This window comes from Enterobacter soli ATCC BAA-2102 (assembly GCF_001654845.1).
Taxonomy (GTDB): Bacteria; Pseudomonadota; Gammaproteobacteria; order Enterobacterales; family Enterobacteriaceae; genus Enterobacter; species Enterobacter soli.
This window is the reverse complement of sequence record NZ_LXES01000042.1, coordinates 68573-86880: the sequence shown is the minus strand read 5'-3', so window position 1 is coordinate 86880 and position 18308 is coordinate 68573. Positions and strand designations below refer to the sequence as shown.

The window sequence follows — 18308 nt, the reverse complement described above, 5'->3', positions numbered from 1 at the left end:
TGGCCAGAGGCGAATCGAGACAGGACAAAATTGCCGGGAGCAATTTTGAACAACGCTTGCGTTGGCCCCGAAGGGGCGAGTCCCAGGGATGGGACGAGTAATCTCGAGTTGAGCCGACCGCAGGCAGAGGGTCGGGAGGTGAGCGCAGTGCGAAGCACCGATTTCCTGGCGGGCCGCGGGGATTGATAAGGGGGCCGCGGCGGCTCCCTTATCCCGTTCACGTGTTCTGAACGCGGCTATTAAGGTGAACGGAACACTCCACCGTGCTTAGCTGACAAGCATTACAACCTATGAGTTGCCGTTTTACTGTATGCCCCTGACATTTCCCCTGCTTCCAGGCTCACTAAAAAGTTAAAGAAATTCCTCAGCTTGTCGATTTACAGCAATACTGCATTTTACTTAGCACGAGGAATAAATGTTAAAAGCACTGGCAACGATCTATGTCATCGGGTTCTTTGTTGTTGGGCTTTTTCTGACGTTTACATCAGAAATGACAGCCTATGAATCAATGGATATCGCAGCAGAGTGGCCTTACAGGCTTTATAAGTATGTTGACCTGTATTTGACGATGAAAGAATACAGTCAGGAGACAACGTTTGGTAAATAACCGGCAGTCAGCTATAGCCCTGACGAACAGGTTCATAATGCGCTCTCTCTACCCAGAAAAATAGACGAACACGCACGGCCCCTCTCCCCAAACAGGAGAGGGAGCGGATTGTGATCGTCTTTTTTGTAGTGTTCCCTCACCCCTTAACTCAACCCGCGATTCTTCAACATCGGTTCAATCTTCGGATTGTGCCCACGCCAGTCACGGTATAACGCTTCCAGGTCACTGCTGTTTCCGCGCGACAAAATCGCATCGCGGAATATCTGCCCGTTCTCACGCGTTAACCCGCCCTGCTCAACAAACCACTGATAGCCATCGTCCGCCAACATTTGCGTCCACAGATACGCATAATAGCCAGCCGCGTAGCCGCCGCCGAAGATATGGGCGAAATAGCTGCTGCGATAGCGCGGTGGAACAGCAGGAAGATCCAGGCCTTCTTTTTTGAGTGCAGCAGCTTCAAACGCATCAACATCGTCCACCGGTTCCGCGATCCCGTGCCAGTTCATGTCGAGCAGCGCAGCACTGAGCAGCTCCGTCATGTCGTAGCCTTTATTGAACTGGGTGGCGTTAAGCATCTTGTCCCGCAGCGCCTCCGGCATGGGTTCGCCCGTTTCGTAATGCCGCGCATAATGGGCAAACACCTGCGGATGGCTGGCCCAGTGCTCGTTAATTTGCGACGGGAACTCCACAAAATCACGCGGTGTATTGGTGCCAGAAAGCGTGGCGTACCGTTGGCTGGCAAACAGACCATGCAGAGTATGACCAAATTCATGGAACAGCGTGACCACGTCATCCCAGGAGATCAGCGCTGTCTGCCCGTTAGCCGGTTTTTGATAATTGCAGACGTTATAAATGACCGGACGTGCGGCAAATTCGTAAGACTGCTCCACGAAATTGCCCATCCAGGCCCCACCGCCTTTTGAGTCACGGGCAAAGAAATCACCGTAGAACAACGCCATCCCTTCGCCCGTGTGGTCGAAAATTTCCCACACGCGAACATCCGGGTGATACGCAGGAATATCAAAACGTTCGACGAAGCTAATGCCAAACAGCTGGCTGGCGGCCCAGAACACGCCGTCTTGCAGGACAGTATTGAGCGCAAAGTAAGGTTTAATCTGCGACTCATCCAGGGCGTATTTCCCCAAACGCACGCGCTCTGCATAAAGCGACCAGTCCCAGGCCTGTGCGGTGAATCCGCCCTGCTCGTCGTCGATCACTTTCTGGATATCCGCCAGTTCTTGCTCTGCCCGGCCACGTGCCGCCGGGACAATGCCGCGCATAAACGTCAGCGCTGCCTCCGGCGTTTTGGCCATTTGGTCGGCGGTGCTCCAGCTTGCGTAACTGTCGAACCCTAACAGTTGAGCCTGACGTGCACGTAGCGCCGACAGACGACGTATGATCTCGCGGGTATCATTTTCATCACCCTTTTGCGTGCGCAGCCAGCCGGCGTTGAACAGGTTTTCACGCGTCTGTCGATTTTCAAGTGTTGAAAGCGCAGGCTGTTGCGTGGTGTTAAGCAACGGAATAAGCCAGCGATCGTTCAGCCCCTTTTCCGCCGCTGCCTGGGCGGCAGTGGCAATCTCATCGGCACTAAGCCCTTCCAGTTGGTGAACATAATCCACCACCAGCCCACCCGTTTTATCCGCCGCCAGCAGACGCTGGTTAAACTGGCTTGTCAGAGAGGCTGACTCGGTGTTCAGGGATTTCAGTTCAGCTTTTTCGTCAGCATTCAGTCGCGCACCCGCCAACACAAAATGCTGATGGGTTTCTTCCACCAGGCGGCGGGATTCGGCATCCAGCGTTGCCCTTTCCTGCCAGACGGCCTCGACGCGGGAAAAGAGCGTTTCGTTCAGCCAGATATCGTTGGCAAGCCCTGCGAGCTCGGTTGAAAACGCCTCGTCCAGCTCCTGTAAATAATCATTGGTATGCGCGGACGTCATGGCGAAAAACACGCTATTGACGCGCGACAGCATGGCACCGCTTTTTTCCAGCGCCAGCACGGTGTTGGTGAAATCAGGCGCAGTGGTTTGCGCGCTGATGGCATCAATGTCAGCGCGCTTTTGGCGCATGGCTTCATCAAATGCCGGACGGTAGTGGCTATCGTTAATTACATCGAATCGCGGAGCCTGGTAAGGTAAGAGGCTGATTTCAAAAAAAGGATTGCTGACCGACATCGTTGACTCCTGAGAACGGGATATCCCCCCAGAGTAGGTCAGCCGCTCCCCGCCTGCAATCCTGACATAGAAAAGTTGCCTTAACGCGCTCCCTGAGAGCGTGCTATGGTAGTAAAACATAAAAAGCGTTGAGGAACAGTGAGATGATTATTTTAGTTACCGGGGCGACGGCAGGTTTTGGTGAAAGCATCACGCGCCGCTTTGTTGCCAACGGCCATAAAGTGATTGCGACCGGGCGCCGTCAGGAACGTTTGCAGGAGCTGAAAGACGAGCTCGGCGACAGCATCCTGACTGCGCAACTGGATGTCCGCAACCGTGCGGCGATCGAAGAGATGATTGCCAACCTGCCTGCTGAATGGCGTGCCATTGACGTGCTGGTCAACAATGCTGGTCTGGCGCTGGGTCTGGAGCCTGCGCACAAAGCCAGCGTTGAAGACTGGGAAAACATGATCGACACCAACAACAAAGGTCTGGTATACATGACGCGCGCAGTTCTGCCTGGAATGGTTGAACGTAATCGCGGCCATGTGATTAACATCGGGTCCACCGCAGGCAGTTGGCCTTACGCGGGCGGCAACGTCTATGGCGCAACCAAAGCTTTTGTTCGCCAGTTCAGCCTCAACCTGCGCACCGACCTGCACGGCACGGCAATTCGCGTGACGGATATCGAGCCGGGCCTGGTAGGCGGCACTGAATTCTCCAACGTGCGTTTCAAAGGCGATGATAACAAAGCGGACAAAACCTATGAGAACGCCAATGCGTTAACGCCGGAAGACGTTACCGAAGCGGTGTGGTGGGTGGCGACGCTGCCAAAACACGTCAACATCAATACCGTTGAAATGATGCCGGTTAGCCAGAGCTTTGCCGGGCTGAGCGTGCATCGCGGTTAATCCGCTCCCTACCCGGCCTGCGGGCCGGGTCTGTGATGGCCGGCAAAAGAATGGTAGTATGTTCGCGTTAACTCTCTGAGAAATCACAACCCATGGCCGCTGAATCGCAACTCAACCCTACCCAGCCTGTTAATCAGCAAATCTATCGCATTTTGCGACGTGACATTGTGCATTGCCTGATCCCGCCGGGAACGCCTCTTTCTGAAAAAGAAGTGTCGGTGCGTTTCGACGTTTCTCGTCAGCCCGTTCGCGAAGCCTTTATTAAACTCGCCGAAAACGGTTTAATTCAGATCCGTCCTCAGCGCGGCAGCTATGTAAATAAGATTTCACTTTCCCAGGTCCGTAACGGCTGCTTTGTACGCCAGGCCATCGAGTGCGCCGTCGCTCGCCGTGCCGCTTCGCTTATCGACGACAATCAGTGTTACCTGCTGGAACAAAACCTGCATCAGCAACGCATTGCTATCGATCGCAAGCAGCTAAATGACTTTTTCCAGCTTGACGATGAATTCCATCAAAAACTGGCGCAAATTGCCGATTGCCAGCTTGCGTGGGACACCATCGAGAATATCAAAGCCACCATCGACCGTGTGCGCTATATGAGCCTGGATCACGTCTCGCCGCCGGAAATGCTGCTCCGTCAGCACCATGATATTTTTAAGGCGCTGGAAAAACGCGATCCTGATGGTGTGGAGAAAGCGATGACGCTGCATTTGCAAGAAATCAGCGAATCCGTGCAGTTAATTCGACAGGAAAATAGCGACTGGTTTAGCGAAGACTAATTTATGCCGCATCCCACGACTATCGGGGGACGCGGCGGTGTTATTAGCGAACCACTAATACCGGGATTCTGGCGTACCGTAATATCGATTCCGCATTTGAGCCAAGCAAGTGCGTGGTAATGCTTGGATTTTTCGAACCGATAACAATGATGTCATATTCGCCCTCTTTACTCATGGCGATAATTTCATCACGCACGTTACCAAAACGTACCGTGCAATGGATATTCTCTGGCGCAATATCAAATAAGCGTTTTAATTCGCTCATCTTTTTTTCTGACTCATTCGTCATATATTCTTCAAACTTCTTGATATCCGCGTTGAAGCCGCGCAGAAGAGAACGACTGCTGCTGGGCAGGATGTTCACCAGCGTGATCGCTGCCCCTTCTTCCTTCGCCAGATTAGCTGCATGGCGAACCGCTTTATCGCTCAAATCCATTTCAAACACATCAACAGGCATCAAAATGTTTTTATACATAAGCCTGGCTCCTTATTCCGCTGAAGAGTTATTTTCTGAATACAGAGTGACATTCACCCTATAAACAAACCTTAAACGGTCACATGCAGAAACTATCAATAAAAGAAAATAACTGTCCGCTTTGTAAATACCTGTCGGGTTACGTCAACCCCTACGAAAATTGAGAAAAAAGTGTGAGTTTGATCAAAAACAAAAAAATGCGTGGCTGACAGGCGTATTTATAGTGCTCCGAAAGCGGCAAGAGATGAATATCGCCGTATCGGCTAAGCAAGAGAGGAGAAAATACCATGATGACTTACGATCGTAACCGCAACGCAATTACCACTGGCAGCCGTGTAATGATCAACGGCACAGGCCGCACCGGCATTATTAAAGCGATTCACAGCAACGGCCTGGATGCCGCACACGTGCGTCGTAGCAAAACGGTTGAAGTGGAAGGATGCGAAGGGAAATTTGAACCGATTGAACTGATTCGCCTTGGTATGCACTAAAACGTGCGGAACATGCCGCCGCGAACGGCGGCATGTGATGGATTACAACTGCCCGGCGTATGCTTCAACCGTGGCTTTCGCGCCGTTCGCCAGTAATGACTGATAGGCTTTCTTCACCGCATCAACAAAGACAGGCTCCTGCGGCAATTCCTTACCGAAAATGGCTTCAATGCCCAGCAGCGCTTTCACTCGGCTTTCACCTTCGGCACTGCCCTTCACTGCGGCCTGAATCACCGCTAACTGCGGATCGCTGACTTCAATGGCGTTACCCTGCTCATCCACGCCACCGACATAGCGCATCCAGCCTGCCACACCCAGCGCCAGCAGAGGGAAACTACGCTGATGCACCAGATGCCAGCGCACAGAATCCAGCATCCTTTGTGGCAGTTTCTGGCTACCGTCCATCGCAATTTGCCAGGTACGGTGGCGCAACGCCGGGTTGCTGTAGCGTGCAATCAGCAGGTCGGCATAATGTGCCAGATCAACCCCTTTTACTTTCAAAGTCGGCGCCTGTTCTTTCAGCATCAGCGCATGTGCTGCCCGGCGATAGTGGGCATCTTCCATGCAGTCGTTGATGTGCTGATAACCGGCCAGATAGCCGAGATACGCCAGGAATGAGTGGCTACCGTTCAGCATCCGCAACTTCATTTCTTCAAACGGGATGACGTCTGCAACCAGTTCTGCACCGGCTTTCTCCCACTGCGGGCGGCCAGCAACAAAGTTGTCTTCGATGACCCACTGACGGAACGGTTCGCAGGCCACACCTGCCGGGTCACGTACGCCGGTCAGTTGCTCAATTTTATCCAGCGTTTCAGCCGTTACCGCCGGAACAATACGATCCACCATGGTGGACGGGAATGTGACGTTTGCTTCAATCCACTCCGCCAGTTCGCTATCCAGTGCGCGGGCAAATGCGCAGGTGACATTGCGCATCACATGGCCGTTTTCAGGCATGTTATCGCAGGACATCACCGTAAAGGCAGGTAGTCCCGCCGCTTTACGGCGTGCCAGCGCTTCAACAATCACGCCAGGTGCGGATTTAGGCTGATGAGGGTTTTGCAGGTCAGCAACGATAAACGGATTGTCGAGCATCAATTGCCCGGTTGCCGGAGAATGGCAGTATCCTTTCTCCGTAATGGTCAGCGACACAATCGCGACCTGAGGTTCGCACATCGCCGCCAGCACGGTCTCCAGACCATCAACCTGAACATGCAACGCCCTGTTCACCACGCCTACCACGCGTGAGGTCCACGCATCGGCAGACATTTCAGCCACGGTGTAGAGATTATCCTGAGCTTTGAGGTCGGCAATTTGCTGCTCGCCACCAATCAGGTTAACTTCGCAGTAACCCCAGTCGCTACCCTGTTCAGCGGCAAGGATATCGGTATACACCGCCTGGTGCGCACGATGGAAGGCACCAAACCCTAAATGAACAATGCGCGTCTTCAGGCTGTCGCGATCGTACTGAGGAAGCGTAGCTTTCGCCTTTAATAACCGGTTTTCCATGATTGAGACTCGTTGTCGTAAATGAAAAATGTAACCCCGCAGCAGCAAGATCATCACCGCTGCGGATTTGCTGACTACACCAACTAGAATGGCAGTGCGTATAATTTTGGATGAGCCATAACCATACTGAATGCACCGGGCCGAATATTGATTTACATTAACTTTGGTCTAATTGGTGTGATATAAAAATTAAGTTGTGTGACATCTAAGGCAGAAGTTATAAACCACCCAGCCAACGCTGGGTGGTGTTTGCTGAAGGGTTATTGCCATTCAAAAGCGGTCATTTAAAACTCATGACTGCACCCCGTAGTTATGCGCTTTCACTTTTAACGCGTTAGCCTCTGCGGCATCTTCGGCTTCGCTCAAATCCCGGTCGCACACTTCCGGCATTAAAATTGCGGACAACAAGCCTATCAGTGAGTACACCACCATCATCACCACAATAGGCCACCAGGAACCGGTCATGTTGCAGAAGATCCCCGCCAGCACCGGACCAAAGCCAACCGCCACCAGGCCACCCGCCTCTTTCGAAATAGCCATACGGGTAAAGCGGTTACGCGAGCCGAACATTTCCGCCATGGTGATGTTTTCCAGCGCGAACAGCCCCAGTACGGCGAAGTTGTGGATAATAATGATGCAGAGCATTACCACACCCGGAGTGTAGGTTTTGTCGACGATGATCGACAGCATCGGGTACGCCAGAATGATGGCCGAGATGTTAAGAACAATGTAAGGCAGACGACGCCCGATTTTGTCCGACAGCCAGCCCAGCAACGGAATGGTGATGAACCCCAGAATGGAACTGATCATCAGCGCATCGGTTGGAATGCTTTTATTAAACAGCAGCGTCTGCACCAGATAGCCCGCCAGGAAGGTCTGAATCAGACCAGAGTTACCCGCCTGACCAAAACGCAGACCGGTCGCCAGCCAGAAGGATTTGCTTTTGAACATCGCGCCCAGCGTCGTTTCCTGCTCAGGGACCGGCGCCGCGTTGTCTTCATCATTTACCTTCTCAAAGACCGGGCTTTCTTTCAGGTTCATTCGCAGCCAGATAGCAAAGATCATCACCACCACGCTTGCCAGGAAAGGAATACGCCAGCCCCATGCCACCAGCTCTTCACGATCGAGAACAAAGAACATCAACGCCCAGATAGCCGTCGCGCTCAGCGTTCCGCAGTTAGTCCCCATCGCCACCAGTGAAGAGATAATGCCGCGCTTACCTTTCGGCGCATACTCGGCAAGCATGGTGCCCGCACCAGAGATTTCTGCCCCGGCGCCAAGCCCCTGGATAATACGTAATGTGACGAGCAGAACCGGGGCAAAGATGCCAATCTGCGCGTAGGTGGGTAATACACCAATCAGGGTGGTACAGATCCCCATCATCGTGATGGTGATGAACAGCACTTTTTTACGACCGATTCTGTCGCCCATTCTGCCGAAAATAAACGCCCCGACGATGCGCGCAATATAGCCTGCACCGTAGGTTCCCATTGCCAGGATCAATGCCATCGCAGCGGATTGTTCCGGGAAAAAGATCTCATGGAAGACAAGGGCGGCACCCAGCGAATACAGCTGAAAATCCATAAACTCGAGCGCGGTGCCAAGCCAGCCGGAAACAGCGGCTTTCACCAGATCCGAGGTCGTTCTTTGAGGTTGTGTCTGAGTCATAATGGCTATCTCTGAAAGGTAAGATGCGTACCACGTAGAGCCTGTCTGCGCAGGCTCTTAACCGCACTCATTGTTATTGGTCGAATGTGAGCAAAACCTTGCAGCACTGCCGCTGGTCTTTCTCAAACAGTTCAATGGCGTCTGTTACGTGGTGATAGTCAAAGGTATGAGTAACCAGTTTTTCCGGGTCGATAAGCCCTTTTTCCAGCCACTCAATAACAACCGGGAATTTGTGTGCATTCAGGCGCGACGAGAAAATCGACAGCTCTTTGCCGGTAATGCCCTGCTGCACAATCTGGCTCGGTTCACTGGAGAACCCCATCAGGACAATGCGGGCTGCCGGTGCAGCCAGGTTGATAGCCTCCTGTAGAATGGATGGATGACACGCGGCATCAATAATCAGCGTGGGTTTGATGTCTTTTTCTTCCAGTACGGACTGCACGGAGCGCTCTACGTTGTTGAATACCCAATCCGCGCCGCTACGTTCGGCCATCGCCAGGCGTTCATCGATCCTGTCGACGACGATGACTTGCTTCACCTTGTAAACCCCTTTCAGGGCCTGCACGGTGACAAGCCCCATCGGGCCTGCGCCGAAGATCAAGGCCACATCCTGCTCCGTGGGTTTAGCCTGCCCGGTCACGTTCGCCGCAATGGTAAAAGGTTCGACCATTACCGCATGTTTATCGGGGATGGCATCGGGAATAACCCACGCATTTTTTGCCGGTACCACGGCGTACTCACTGAAGCCGCCGTCACGGTGCACGCCCAGCACCACAAGGGATGCACAGACGTTTGGTTTACCGACTGAGCACTGATAGCAGTGACCACAGCTAATGACCGGGTCAACCGACACGCGCTGTCCAACACGTGAGGCATCAATCCCCTCACCCACGGCATCAATCACGCCAAAGAACTCATGGCCGATCACTCGCGGATATTTGGCGAAGGGGTTGTGGCCGCGATAGATATGACTATCTGAACCACAGATCCCGGCAAGTTTGATTTTGACGCGGACTTCACCAGCTGCGGGAGCCGGGAGCGTGCGCTCTTCAATCACCAGTTCATTCGGTTTTTGAATCACTACGCTTTTCATTGTTCGCTCCTCTTTTACCAGTTCCACAGCGTGCCATCTTCAAGACGTGCCACCGGCAGGTAGGCCGGATCGTACGGATATTTCGCTGCCAGTTTTTCGTCGAACTCGATGCCCAGCCCTGGCTTTTCGCCCGGGTGCATATAGCCGTTATCAAAGCTCCAGTTATGCGGGAAGACTTCGAGCATCTGTTCGGAATAGCCCATATATTCCTGCACGCCAAAATTCGGCACCCACAGGTCGAAGTGCAGCGCGGCCGCGTGGCATATCGGTGACAAATCGGACGGGCCATGCGAGCCAGTGCGCACCTGATACAGCGAGGCGAAATCAGCAATTCGACGCATCCCCGTGATCCCACCCGCATGGGTGATGGTGGTACGGATGTAGTCGATTAGCTGCTCTTCGATGAGCTGTTTGCAATCCCAGATGCTGTTGAACACTTCACCCACCGCAATCGGGGTAACGGTGTGCTGGCGAATCAGGCGGAAGCACTCCTGATTTTCCGCAGGGGTTGGGTCTTCCATCCAGAACATGCGGAATTCTTCGATGCTCTTGCCAAAACGCGCCGCTTCAATTGGCGTCAGGCGGTGGTGCATGTCGTGCAGCAGGTGTTCATTGAAGCCATACTTGCTACGCACGGCATCAAACAATTTCGGCGTAAAATCGAGATATTTTTCCGTTGACCACAACTGCTCTTCCGGCCAGCTGCCCTTGGTGGCAGGCTCGTAGGCCAGCCCTTTCCCTTTAGACATACCGTAAGTGGTTTTCATTCCCGGCACGCCGCACTGGACGCGAATGGCTTTGAAGCCCATCTCTTTGTGACGCGCATAGTCTTCCAGCACATCATCAATGGTGTGGCCCGTGGTATGGCAATACACCATAACCCCTTCACGGGATGCGCCGCCAAGCAGCTGGTATAACGGCATATTGGCCGCTTTCGCTTTGATGTCCCACAGCGCCATATCAACGGCAGAAATCGCCGACATGGTGACCGGCCCGCGACGCCAGTAGGCACCTTTATAAAAGAACTGCCAGATATCTTCGATTCGGTGGGCATCGCGGCCAATCAGCTGCGGGCAGAGATGATCTTTCAGGTAAGAGGCAACGGACAGCTCACGCCCGTTAAGCGTGGCATCACCCAGACCGACAATTCCGTCATCGGTGGTGATTTTAAGGGTGACAAAGTTGCGCCCCGGACAGGTCACAAATACTTCAGCCCCGACAATCTTCATAATCCAGTTCCTTACATCGCTCGTTGTGATGCAGGAAATTTACTCAACTACACTACTACCATACAAGTATAATGATCATGAAATAAGCGCCTGGTCACAAAATTGGGGCACTTAGGTGCGCCCCCATCCGGCTACGATGATCAGCATTCCGCACAGCGCAACCAGCGCGCCAGCCCAGTCATACAGGCTCAGTTTTACGCCATCCACAACCCGCAGCCACAGCAGCGCAGTGCAAACATACACGCCACCGTAGGCCGCATAGACCCGGCCACTGGCGGCGGGATGCAACGTCAACAGCCAGACAAACAGGGCCAGCGCTATCCCGGCGGGAACCAGCAGGAATACCGAAGCCCCCTTTTTCAGCCAGAGCCAGGGTAAGAAACAACCGATGATTTCACACAGTGCGGTGGCAAAAAAAAGCAGCGTTGTTTTGATCATATCGAACATCTTGTGAGGATTGATTTAGACATCATACGCGATAATCTCCTTTACTTTTCCATACCTGCCGCACGGGTATGCCGCCCTTTTGGATTGGTGTAGAATCCGGGTTGGGTATAACGCTTATCTGCACCCATTAAAAAGGAAACGCGATGACTACATTAAGCAAACGCCTTTGTCTGTCAGCGATGCTCGCGCTGTCAACGTTCGCCTTCGCCGCTACGGCATCAGCCGAAACCAGCAAGCTCGTTATCGAGTCTGGTGATAGCGCGCAAAGCCGTCAGAACGCTGCTATGGACAAAGAACAATGGAATGACACCCGCAATCTTCGCCAGAAGGTAAACAAGCGGGCTGAAAAAGAGTGGGACAAAGAAGATGTCGCCTTTGATGCGCGTGACAAATGCCAGCAAAGTGCGAACGTCAACGCCTACTGGGAGCCTAACACGCTGCGCTGCCTGGATCGCCGTACCGGCCGCACCGTTGCCCCCTGATTTCGCGGAGTCACTATGGCCGATATGTTAGCCGTTAAACTTCGTCCGCTGGAACGCGAGGATCTGCGCTTCGTCCACCAGCTCGATAACAATGCCAGCGTGATGCGCTACTGGTTTGAAGAGCCTTACGAGGCGTTTGTTGAGCTGTCAGATCTTTACGATAAGCACATTCACGATCAGAGTGAGCGTCGCTTTGTGGTGGAGTGTGAAGGCGAAAAAGCCGGTCTGGTCGAACTGGTTGAAATCAACCACGTTCACCGTCGGGCGGAATTTCAGATCATTATTTCGCCAGAGCACCAGGGCAAAGGTCTGGCGTCACGGGCGGCGAAGCTGGCGATGGATTACGGGTTTAACGTCCTGAATCTCTACAAGCTGTATCTTATCGTCGATAAAGAGAACGAAAAAGCGATCCATATCTACCGCAAACTGGGCTTTATGGTGGAAGGCGAACTGATTCATGAATTCTTTATCAATGGTGAGTACCGCAACACCATTCGCATGTGCATCTTCCAGCATCAGCACCTGGCCGGACACAAAGCCTCTCCGGCAAGCCTGCTAAAACCAACCGCGCAATAACCTGCGCGGTTTTCATTTTCATCAATAGTAATCAATGCTGTTCTTGATGGTGTACTTGCGTTCAACGGCCGGTTTTACGCTGTCGTCGGTGATCAACAATTGGCAGGTAACCGGGTTGTTATGACGATCGTAATCGCAGCTCTGTTTTACGTGCCCGAGCGGTTTGTCGTTCAGCAGGCTGATGGCCGTGTAGTCCAGTTTTTTACGCACATCTTTTGACGGCGTGGCCTGAACAGACAAATGTTGCTCGCCGGATACCGTGGTTTTTCCCAGCGGATACCCTTCTGCATCATAGCGATACTTCACTTCCATCTCTTTGCCGTGCGCGGCCACCACAAATCCGTTGTCGTCGGTATCCCAGGTTACCCCTGCCGCAGGCAGTTCTGCCAGCTGACATTTGCCCTGCAACTTCACATTACGCTGCTGCGTTTCCGCGTCAAGGTAGTAGTTGGCATCCAGTACCAGTGCGACACCGGTATTGGCCTCCAGGTCGTGTAATTCCAGCGTATCAAAGCACCCTTCTGTTGATACGGTTCCTGTTACCCGTTTCGAGACTTCGCCCTTATCGTTGAGCAACGTCTGGGTAAAGTCTTTTACCGGCCCGCGCAGGGGATCAAAATCAAACTCATTCGAGAAACTGGCCATCTCCGGCGAAAAAGACAACGGCGCAGAGGCGTTATCGCACCCCACCAGCGCCGTAGCCAGAAGCGTCATCACTGCGTATTTCTTCACATTATTTACCGATACAGGGAGATAATTCCCAATCATATTAGCAAATACATATGTTTACGCGAACCCTGCTAAAATTATTCTACACACAGAGAAGAGAGAAGGAGCTACAGATGAAACGGTTACCCTGGATTACCGCCCTGCTGTTGATGAGTGTTTCCCCGGCCATTCTGGCTGCGCCGGACTCCTGCGAGCGAATTAAAAGCGACATCCAGCAGAAGATTATTAACAACGGCGTGCCTGAAACCGGCTTTACGCTGAACATCGTGCCGAACGATCAGGCCGACCAGCCGGATGCGCAGGTCGTTGGGCATTGTGCCAACGACACCTTCAAAATTTTGTACATCCGCACAGGAAGCGGTGCGGCAGCGGGCACTCAGGACAGCACACAAGGTGAGCCGCAGTGATTTTTATCCAATTTCGCCGCAACAATACCCGTTGATTTGATGAGGATTAATATTTAGTACCTCCAAATAAGTAAAACTCACCCATCATTAGCCCGGTTGTAATAACGGGTGTAAATAGTTCCCATTACAATGATGGAGTGAGTCATGTCCGAGGCAGATATCCACGGCGGGATTAGCCGTCGAACGCTGGTTAAATCCACCGCAATTGGCTCACTGGCGCTTGCCGCCGGTGGGCTTTCATTACCTTTCGGTTTAAAAAGCGCAGCCGCCGCGGTGAAAGATGCCGTGTCGCCCGCTGAAGATAAAGTGGTCTGGGGAGCCTGCTCCGTAAACTGTGGTAGCCGGTGTGCGCTACGCCTGCACGTCCGCGATAACGAAGTGTATTGGGTAGAAACCGATAACACCGGCGACGATATTTACGGTAATCATCAGGTTCGCGCCTGCCTTCGTGGACGCTCAATCCGTCGTCGTATCAACCACCCGGATCGCCTTAACTACCCGATGAAACGCGTGGGGAAACGCGGTGAGGGCAAATTTGAGCGCATCAGCTGGGATGAAGCCCTGGATACCCTTACCGCCAGCCTGAAAGGGGTGGTGGAAAAGTATGGTAATGAAGCGGTGTACATCAACTACTCCTCCGGCATTGTCGGCGGCAATATCACCCGCTCCTCCCCTTATGCCTCGCTGGTGGCGCGTCTGATGAACTGCTACGGCGGTTTCCTGAGCCATTACGGCACCTACAGTACGGCTCAAATTGCCTGCGCAATGCCTTACACCTATGGCAGCAACGACGGCAACAGTACCTCTGATATCGAAAACACCAAACTGGTGGTGATGTTCGGCAATAATCCGGCGGAAACGCGCATGAGCGGCGGCGGGATCACTTACTATCTGGAACAGGCCCGTGAGCGTTCCAATGCCCGCATGATCGTTATCGATCCGCGCTACACTGACACCGCCGCCGGACGCGAAGACGAGTGGATACCGATTCGTCCAGGCACCGATGCCGCACTGGTCGCCGGGATTGCGTGGGTACTGATCGACGAAAATCTGGTTGACCAGCCGTTCCTGGATAAATACTGCGTAGGCTATGACGAAAAAACGCTGCCGGAAGGCGCGCCAGCTAACGGCCACTACAAAGCCTACATCCTCGGCCAGGGCGATGATGCCACCGCCAAAACGCCGGAATGGGCGTCGCGGATTACGGGTATTCCCGCCGACCGAATCATCAAGCTTGCCCGTGAAATCGGCTCAGTGAAACCGGCGTATATCTGCCAGGGATGGGGCCCACAGCGTCAGGCAAACGGTGAGCAAACCTCACGTGCTATTGCCATGCTGCCAATTCTGACCGGCAACGTGGGGATCAACGGCGGCAACAGCGGCGCTCGCGAATCCACCTACACCATCACCATCGAACGTATGCCGCTGCCGGACAACCCGGTGAAAACGCAGATCTCCTGCTTTAGCTGGACGGACGCCATCGTGCGTGGCCCAGAAATGACAGCGCTCCGCGACGGCGTGCGTGGCAAAGATAAGCTCGATGTGCCGATTAAATTTATCTGGAACTATGCCGGGAATACCATCACCAACCAGCATTCCGATATCAATAAAACCCATGACATTTTGCAGGACGAAAACAAATGCGAAATGATCGTCGTGATCGACAACTTCATGACCTCGTCCGCGAAGTACGCCGACATCGTGTTGCCAGACCTGATGACCGTAGAGCAGGAAGACATTATTCCTAACGACTACGCCGGTAACATGGGTTACCTGATATTCCTTCAGCCGGTGACCGCACCGAAATTCGAACGTAAACCGATCTACTGGATCATGAGCGAAGTCGCTAAACGACTCGGCCCGGATATTTACCAGCAGTTTACTGAAGGGCGCACTCAGGAGCAGTGGTTACAGTATCTGTACGCCAAAATGCTGGAAAAAGATGCCAAACTGCCTTCGTATGATGAGCTGAAAAAGATGGGCATTTATAAGCGCAAAGATCCTGCCGGGCACTTTGTCGCCTACAAGAAATTCCGCGATGATCCTGCGGCGAACCCGCTCAAAACCCCTTCCGGTAAGATTGAGATTTACTCCAGCGCGCTGGCGAAAATCGCCTCGACCTGGGAGCTGGAAAAAGACGAAACCATCACCCCGCTGCCGGTGTATGCCTCCACATTTGACGGATGGGATGCACCAGAACGCAGCACCTACCCGCTGCAACTGTTCGGCTTCCACTTTAAAGCCCGTACCCACTCCAGCTATGGCAACGTCGACGTACTAAAAGCGGCGTGCCGTCAGGAAGTCTGGCTGAACCCGGTCGATGCCGCGCAACGCGGGATTAAAAACGGCGATATGGTGCGTGTATTCAACAGCCGTGGTGAGCTACGCATTCCGGTCAAAGTGACACCGCGCATCATGCCGGGCGTAAGCGCCATGGGCCAGGGGGCGTGGCACGATGCCAACATGAATGGCGATCGAATCGACCACGGCTCTTGCATCAACACGCTGACCACGCATCGCCCTTCTCCGCTGGCGAAAGGTAACCCACAACACACCAACCTGGTGCAGATCGAGAAGGTATAAGGAGTAACCGATGACAACCCAGTATGGATTTTTTATTGATTCCAGCCGCTGCACCGGTTGCAAGACCTGCGAACTGGCCTGTAAGGATTACAAAGATTTAACTCCGGATGTCAGCTTCCGCCGTATTTACGAATACGCCGGCGGCGACTGGCAGGAGGATAACGGCGTCTGGCACCAGAACGTGTTTGCCTACTATCTGTCGATTGCGTGTAACCACTGTGAAGATCCGGCCTGCACCAAAGTGTGCCCGAGTGGCGCGATGCACAAACGTGACGACGGTTTTGTGGTGGTGGATGAAGATGTCTGCATCGGCTGCCGTTACTGCCACATGGCCTGTCCGTATGGCGCACCGCAGTACAACGCCGCCAAAGGCCACATGACTAAGTGCGACGGCTGCCACACCCGCGTGGCGGACGGCAAAAAGCCAATCTGCGTGGAGTCCTGCCCGCTGCGTGCGCTGGACTTTGGCCCGATTGAAGAGCTGCGCCAAAAGCACGGCCAGCTTGCGGCAGTAGCACCCCTGCCGTCTGCGCACTTCACGAAGCCGAGCATTGTTATTAAACCTAACGCCAACAGCCGTCCGACGGGTGACACCACCGGCTACCTGGCAAATCCGAAGGAGGTGTGAGATGGGAAGTGGATGGCATGAATGGCCGCTGGTGATCTTCACCGTCTTTGGGCAGTGCGTAGCCGGTGCGTTAATTGTCAGTGGATTTGCCTGGTTCAAAGAGGAAGACGCGGCTGCAAAAGCGCGCATTGTGCGCAGCATGTTCTTTTTATGGGTTGTGATGGGGATTGGCTTTATCGCCTCTGTGCTGCATCTGGGTTCTCCGATGCGCGCCTTTAACTCGCTTAACCGCGTCGGCGCTTCCGCGCTTAGTAACGAAATCGCGGCCGGCTCGGTGTTCTTTGCCGTTGGCGGGTTCTGGTGGCTGGTGTCTGTCATCGGTAAAATGCCCCCGGCACTGGGCAAAATCTGGCTGGTGGTGAGCCAGATCCTCGGGCTGGTTTTTGTCTGGGCGATGACCCGGGTGTATCAGATAGATACCGTCCCCACCTGGTACACCGGCTACACCACACTGGCATTTTTCCTGACGTTAGTTCTCGGCGGCCCGCTGTTTGCCGCATTGCTGCTGCGCGCAGCCAGAGCACCCTTTAAGGGTTCTGCCGCCGCGGGGCTGAGCGTCCTGGCCCTGCTGGCAAGCGTGGGAGTGATTGTGTTGCAAAGTAACGAATTAGCCACGATCCACAGCTCAGTCCAGCAGGCCAGCGCCCTGCTGCCGGAGTATGGTACATGGCAAATCTGGCGTATCCTGTTAGTAACAGCCGGTTTAGGTTGCTGGCTGTGCCCGCTTAATCGCCGCCAGGAGCCCAAAACGCTCGGCCTGTTCGCAGGGATCGTGCTGGTGGTATTCGGTGAGCTGATTGGTCGCGGGCTGTTTTATGGCCTGCACATGACCGCAGGTATGGCGATTGCCGGTTAATACACGCGTGCGGGGCAACCCGCGCGTGCGCAAGGAATGTCGTAATGAATGAATTATCACAACGCGAGTCTTTCGCTTTCAGCGCCCGGGTTCTGGGTGCATTGTTTGGTTTTGCCCCAGACAGTGAACAGGCAGCACCGCTGGTGAGTGCGCTCACCACCAGCGACTGGTATCAGGACTGGCCTTACGCGCATCAGTCGCTGGCGAGTATCGCGCAGACGTTTAAAACCCCTGCCGATGAGCCGTTAACAGAGGCCTGGCAGCGCCTGTTTATTGGCCCTTATGCGCTCCCGGCTCCGCCGTGGGGTTCCGTCTGGCTGGATCGTGAGTCTGTGTTATTCGGTGAATCCACCCTGGCACTGCGCCAGTGGATGCGTGAAAACGCGATAGCTTTCGAGATGCAGCAAAACGAGCCAGAAGATCACATCGCGACGTTACTGATGCTGGCGGCCTGGCTTGCGGAGAATGGACGTGACGCGGAATGCGACCAACTGCTGGCCTGGCATCTTCTGCCGTGGAGCCATCGCTTCCTCTCGGTGCTTATCGACAACGCCGGCCACCCTTTCTACGTTGCGCTTGGCAAACTGGCACAGTTAACGCTGGCTGACTGGCAATCCACATTGCTAATCCCGGTCGCAGAAAAGCCGCTTTACCGCTAATACCCCGCAGCCAGTGTTTCCACTGGCTG

The 18308-nt window shown here is 53.8% G+C and carries 19 protein-coding genes; 11 read left to right on the top strand and 8 right to left on the bottom strand.

Features of this window, described 5'->3' with window-relative positions; translation table 11 throughout:
- Positions 1 to 415: 415 nt before the first annotated feature.
- The gene (locus M987_RS16070) at positions 416 to 607 is read left to right on the top strand and encodes a hypothetical protein (protein ID WP_014070158.1); all 192 of its coding nucleotides are present in this window, start codon (positions 416 to 418) and stop codon (positions 605 to 607) included.
- Between the two features lie 143 nt (positions 608 to 750).
- Here the strand turns inward: M987_RS16070 and dcp are convergent, their stop codons facing one another.
- A complete protein-coding gene (gene dcp / locus M987_RS16065) occupies positions 751 to 2781 on the bottom strand; it encodes a peptidyl-dipeptidase Dcp (RefSeq protein ID WP_014070157.1) in 2031 nt (676 codons plus the stop codon).
- 143 nt (positions 2782 to 2924) lie between these two features.
- Between dcp and ydfG the strand changes: the two genes are divergently transcribed.
- Together ydfG and M987_RS16055 are read left to right on the top strand one after the other, a co-directional pair.
- The gene (gene ydfG / locus M987_RS16060; protein ID WP_014070156.1) at positions 2925 to 3671 is read left to right on the top strand and encodes a bifunctional NADP-dependent 3-hydroxy acid dehydrogenase/3-hydroxypropionate dehydrogenase YdfG; all 747 of its coding nucleotides are present in this window, start codon (positions 2925 to 2927) and stop codon (positions 3669 to 3671) included.
- A 92-nt stretch (positions 3672 to 3763) separates the two neighbouring features.
- Complete coding sequence (locus M987_RS16055; protein ID WP_014070155.1) at positions 3764 to 4450, top strand: GntR family transcriptional regulator; 687 nt, start codon at positions 3764 to 3766, stop codon at positions 4448 to 4450.
- A gap of 43 nt (positions 4451 to 4493) precedes the next feature.
- Here M987_RS16055 and M987_RS16050 read toward each other — a convergent pair whose 3' ends face one another.
- The gene (locus tag M987_RS16050) at positions 4494 to 4925 is read right to left on the bottom strand and encodes a universal stress protein (protein WP_014070154.1); all 432 of its coding nucleotides are present in this window, start codon (positions 4923 to 4925) and stop codon (positions 4494 to 4496) included.
- A 287-nt stretch (positions 4926 to 5212) separates the two neighbouring features.
- On the opposite strand from M987_RS16050, the gene ydfZ reads away from it, so the two are divergent.
- Positions 5213 to 5416, top strand: a complete 204-nt coding sequence (ydfZ, locus tag M987_RS16045) for a putative selenium delivery protein YdfZ (RefSeq protein ID WP_014070153.1) — start codon at positions 5213 to 5215, stop codon at positions 5414 to 5416.
- 42 nt (positions 5417 to 5458) lie between these two features.
- Here ydfZ and M987_RS16040 read toward each other — a convergent pair whose 3' ends face one another.
- From M987_RS16040 to M987_RS16020, 5 genes are all read right to left on the bottom strand, one after another.
- Positions 5459 to 6922: a mannitol dehydrogenase family protein gene (locus tag M987_RS16040; protein WP_014070152.1), complete on the bottom strand. Its 1464-nt coding sequence runs from the start codon at positions 6920 to 6922 to the stop codon at positions 5459 to 5461.
- Between the two features lie 291 nt (positions 6923 to 7213).
- Positions 7214 to 8590, bottom strand: a complete 1377-nt coding sequence (locus M987_RS16035) for an MFS transporter (RefSeq protein ID WP_014070151.1) — start codon at positions 8588 to 8590, stop codon at positions 7214 to 7216.
- Positions 8591 to 8663: 73 nt separating this feature from the next.
- Positions 8664 to 9683, bottom strand: a complete 1020-nt coding sequence (locus tag M987_RS16030) for a Zn-dependent oxidoreductase (protein ID WP_014070150.1) — start codon at positions 9681 to 9683, stop codon at positions 8664 to 8666.
- A 14-nt stretch (positions 9684 to 9697) separates the two neighbouring features.
- Complete coding sequence (gene rspA, locus M987_RS16025; protein WP_014070149.1) at positions 9698 to 10912, bottom strand: starvation-sensing protein RspA; 1215 nt, start codon at positions 10910 to 10912, stop codon at positions 9698 to 9700.
- Between the two features lie 111 nt (positions 10913 to 11023).
- On the bottom strand, positions 11024 to 11350 hold the full coding sequence (locus M987_RS16020) for a YnfA family protein (RefSeq protein WP_041162057.1): 327 nt from the start codon (positions 11348 to 11350) through the stop codon (positions 11024 to 11026).
- Between the two features lie 152 nt (positions 11351 to 11502).
- Here M987_RS16020 and M987_RS16015 point away from each other — a divergent pair, with 152 nt between their 5' ends.
- A complete protein-coding gene (locus tag M987_RS16015; protein ID WP_014070147.1) occupies positions 11503 to 11841 on the top strand; it encodes a DUF1283 family protein in 339 nt (112 codons plus the stop codon).
- A 15-nt stretch (positions 11842 to 11856) separates the two neighbouring features.
- Positions 11857 to 12417, top strand: coding sequence for a spermidine N1-acetyltransferase (gene speG, locus M987_RS16010; RefSeq protein ID WP_014070146.1), 561 nt, complete (start codon positions 11857 to 11859; stop codon positions 12415 to 12417).
- Positions 12418 to 12438: 21 nt separating this feature from the next.
- On the opposite strand, the gene M987_RS16005 is transcribed toward speG, so the two are convergent.
- A complete protein-coding gene (locus tag M987_RS16005; protein WP_014070145.1) occupies positions 12439 to 13185 on the bottom strand; it encodes a YnfC family lipoprotein in 747 nt (248 codons plus the stop codon).
- Between the two features lie 74 nt (positions 13186 to 13259).
- Between M987_RS16005 and M987_RS16000 the strand changes: the two genes are divergently transcribed.
- The 5 genes from M987_RS16000 to dmsD all read left to right on the top strand — a co-directional run bounded on the left by M987_RS16000 (position 13260) and on the right by dmsD (position 18279).
- Positions 13260 to 13553, top strand: coding sequence for a DUF1161 domain-containing protein (locus M987_RS16000; RefSeq protein ID WP_014070144.1), 294 nt, complete (start codon positions 13260 to 13262; stop codon positions 13551 to 13553).
- A 144-nt stretch (positions 13554 to 13697) separates the two neighbouring features.
- A complete protein-coding gene (gene ynfE / locus M987_RS15995; RefSeq protein ID WP_014070143.1) occupies positions 13698 to 16136 on the top strand; it encodes a selenate/tellurate reductase subunit YnfE in 2439 nt (812 codons plus the stop codon).
- 10 nt (positions 16137 to 16146) lie between these two features.
- Positions 16147 to 16764 (top strand): DMSO/selenate family reductase complex B subunit, encoded by a 618-nt coding sequence (locus M987_RS15990; protein ID WP_014069571.1) that lies wholly within the window; start codon positions 16147 to 16149, stop codon positions 16762 to 16764.
- A 1-nt stretch (position 16765) separates the two neighbouring features.
- Positions 16766 to 17620, top strand: coding sequence for a dimethyl sulfoxide reductase anchor subunit family protein (locus M987_RS15985; RefSeq protein ID WP_014070142.1), 855 nt, complete (start codon positions 16766 to 16768; stop codon positions 17618 to 17620).
- Positions 17621 to 17664: 44 nt separating this feature from the next.
- Positions 17665 to 18279 (top strand): Tat proofreading chaperone DmsD, encoded by a 615-nt coding sequence (dmsD, locus tag M987_RS15980; RefSeq protein ID WP_014070141.1) that lies wholly within the window; start codon positions 17665 to 17667, stop codon positions 18277 to 18279.
- Positions 18280 to 18308: the final 29 nt, after the last annotated feature.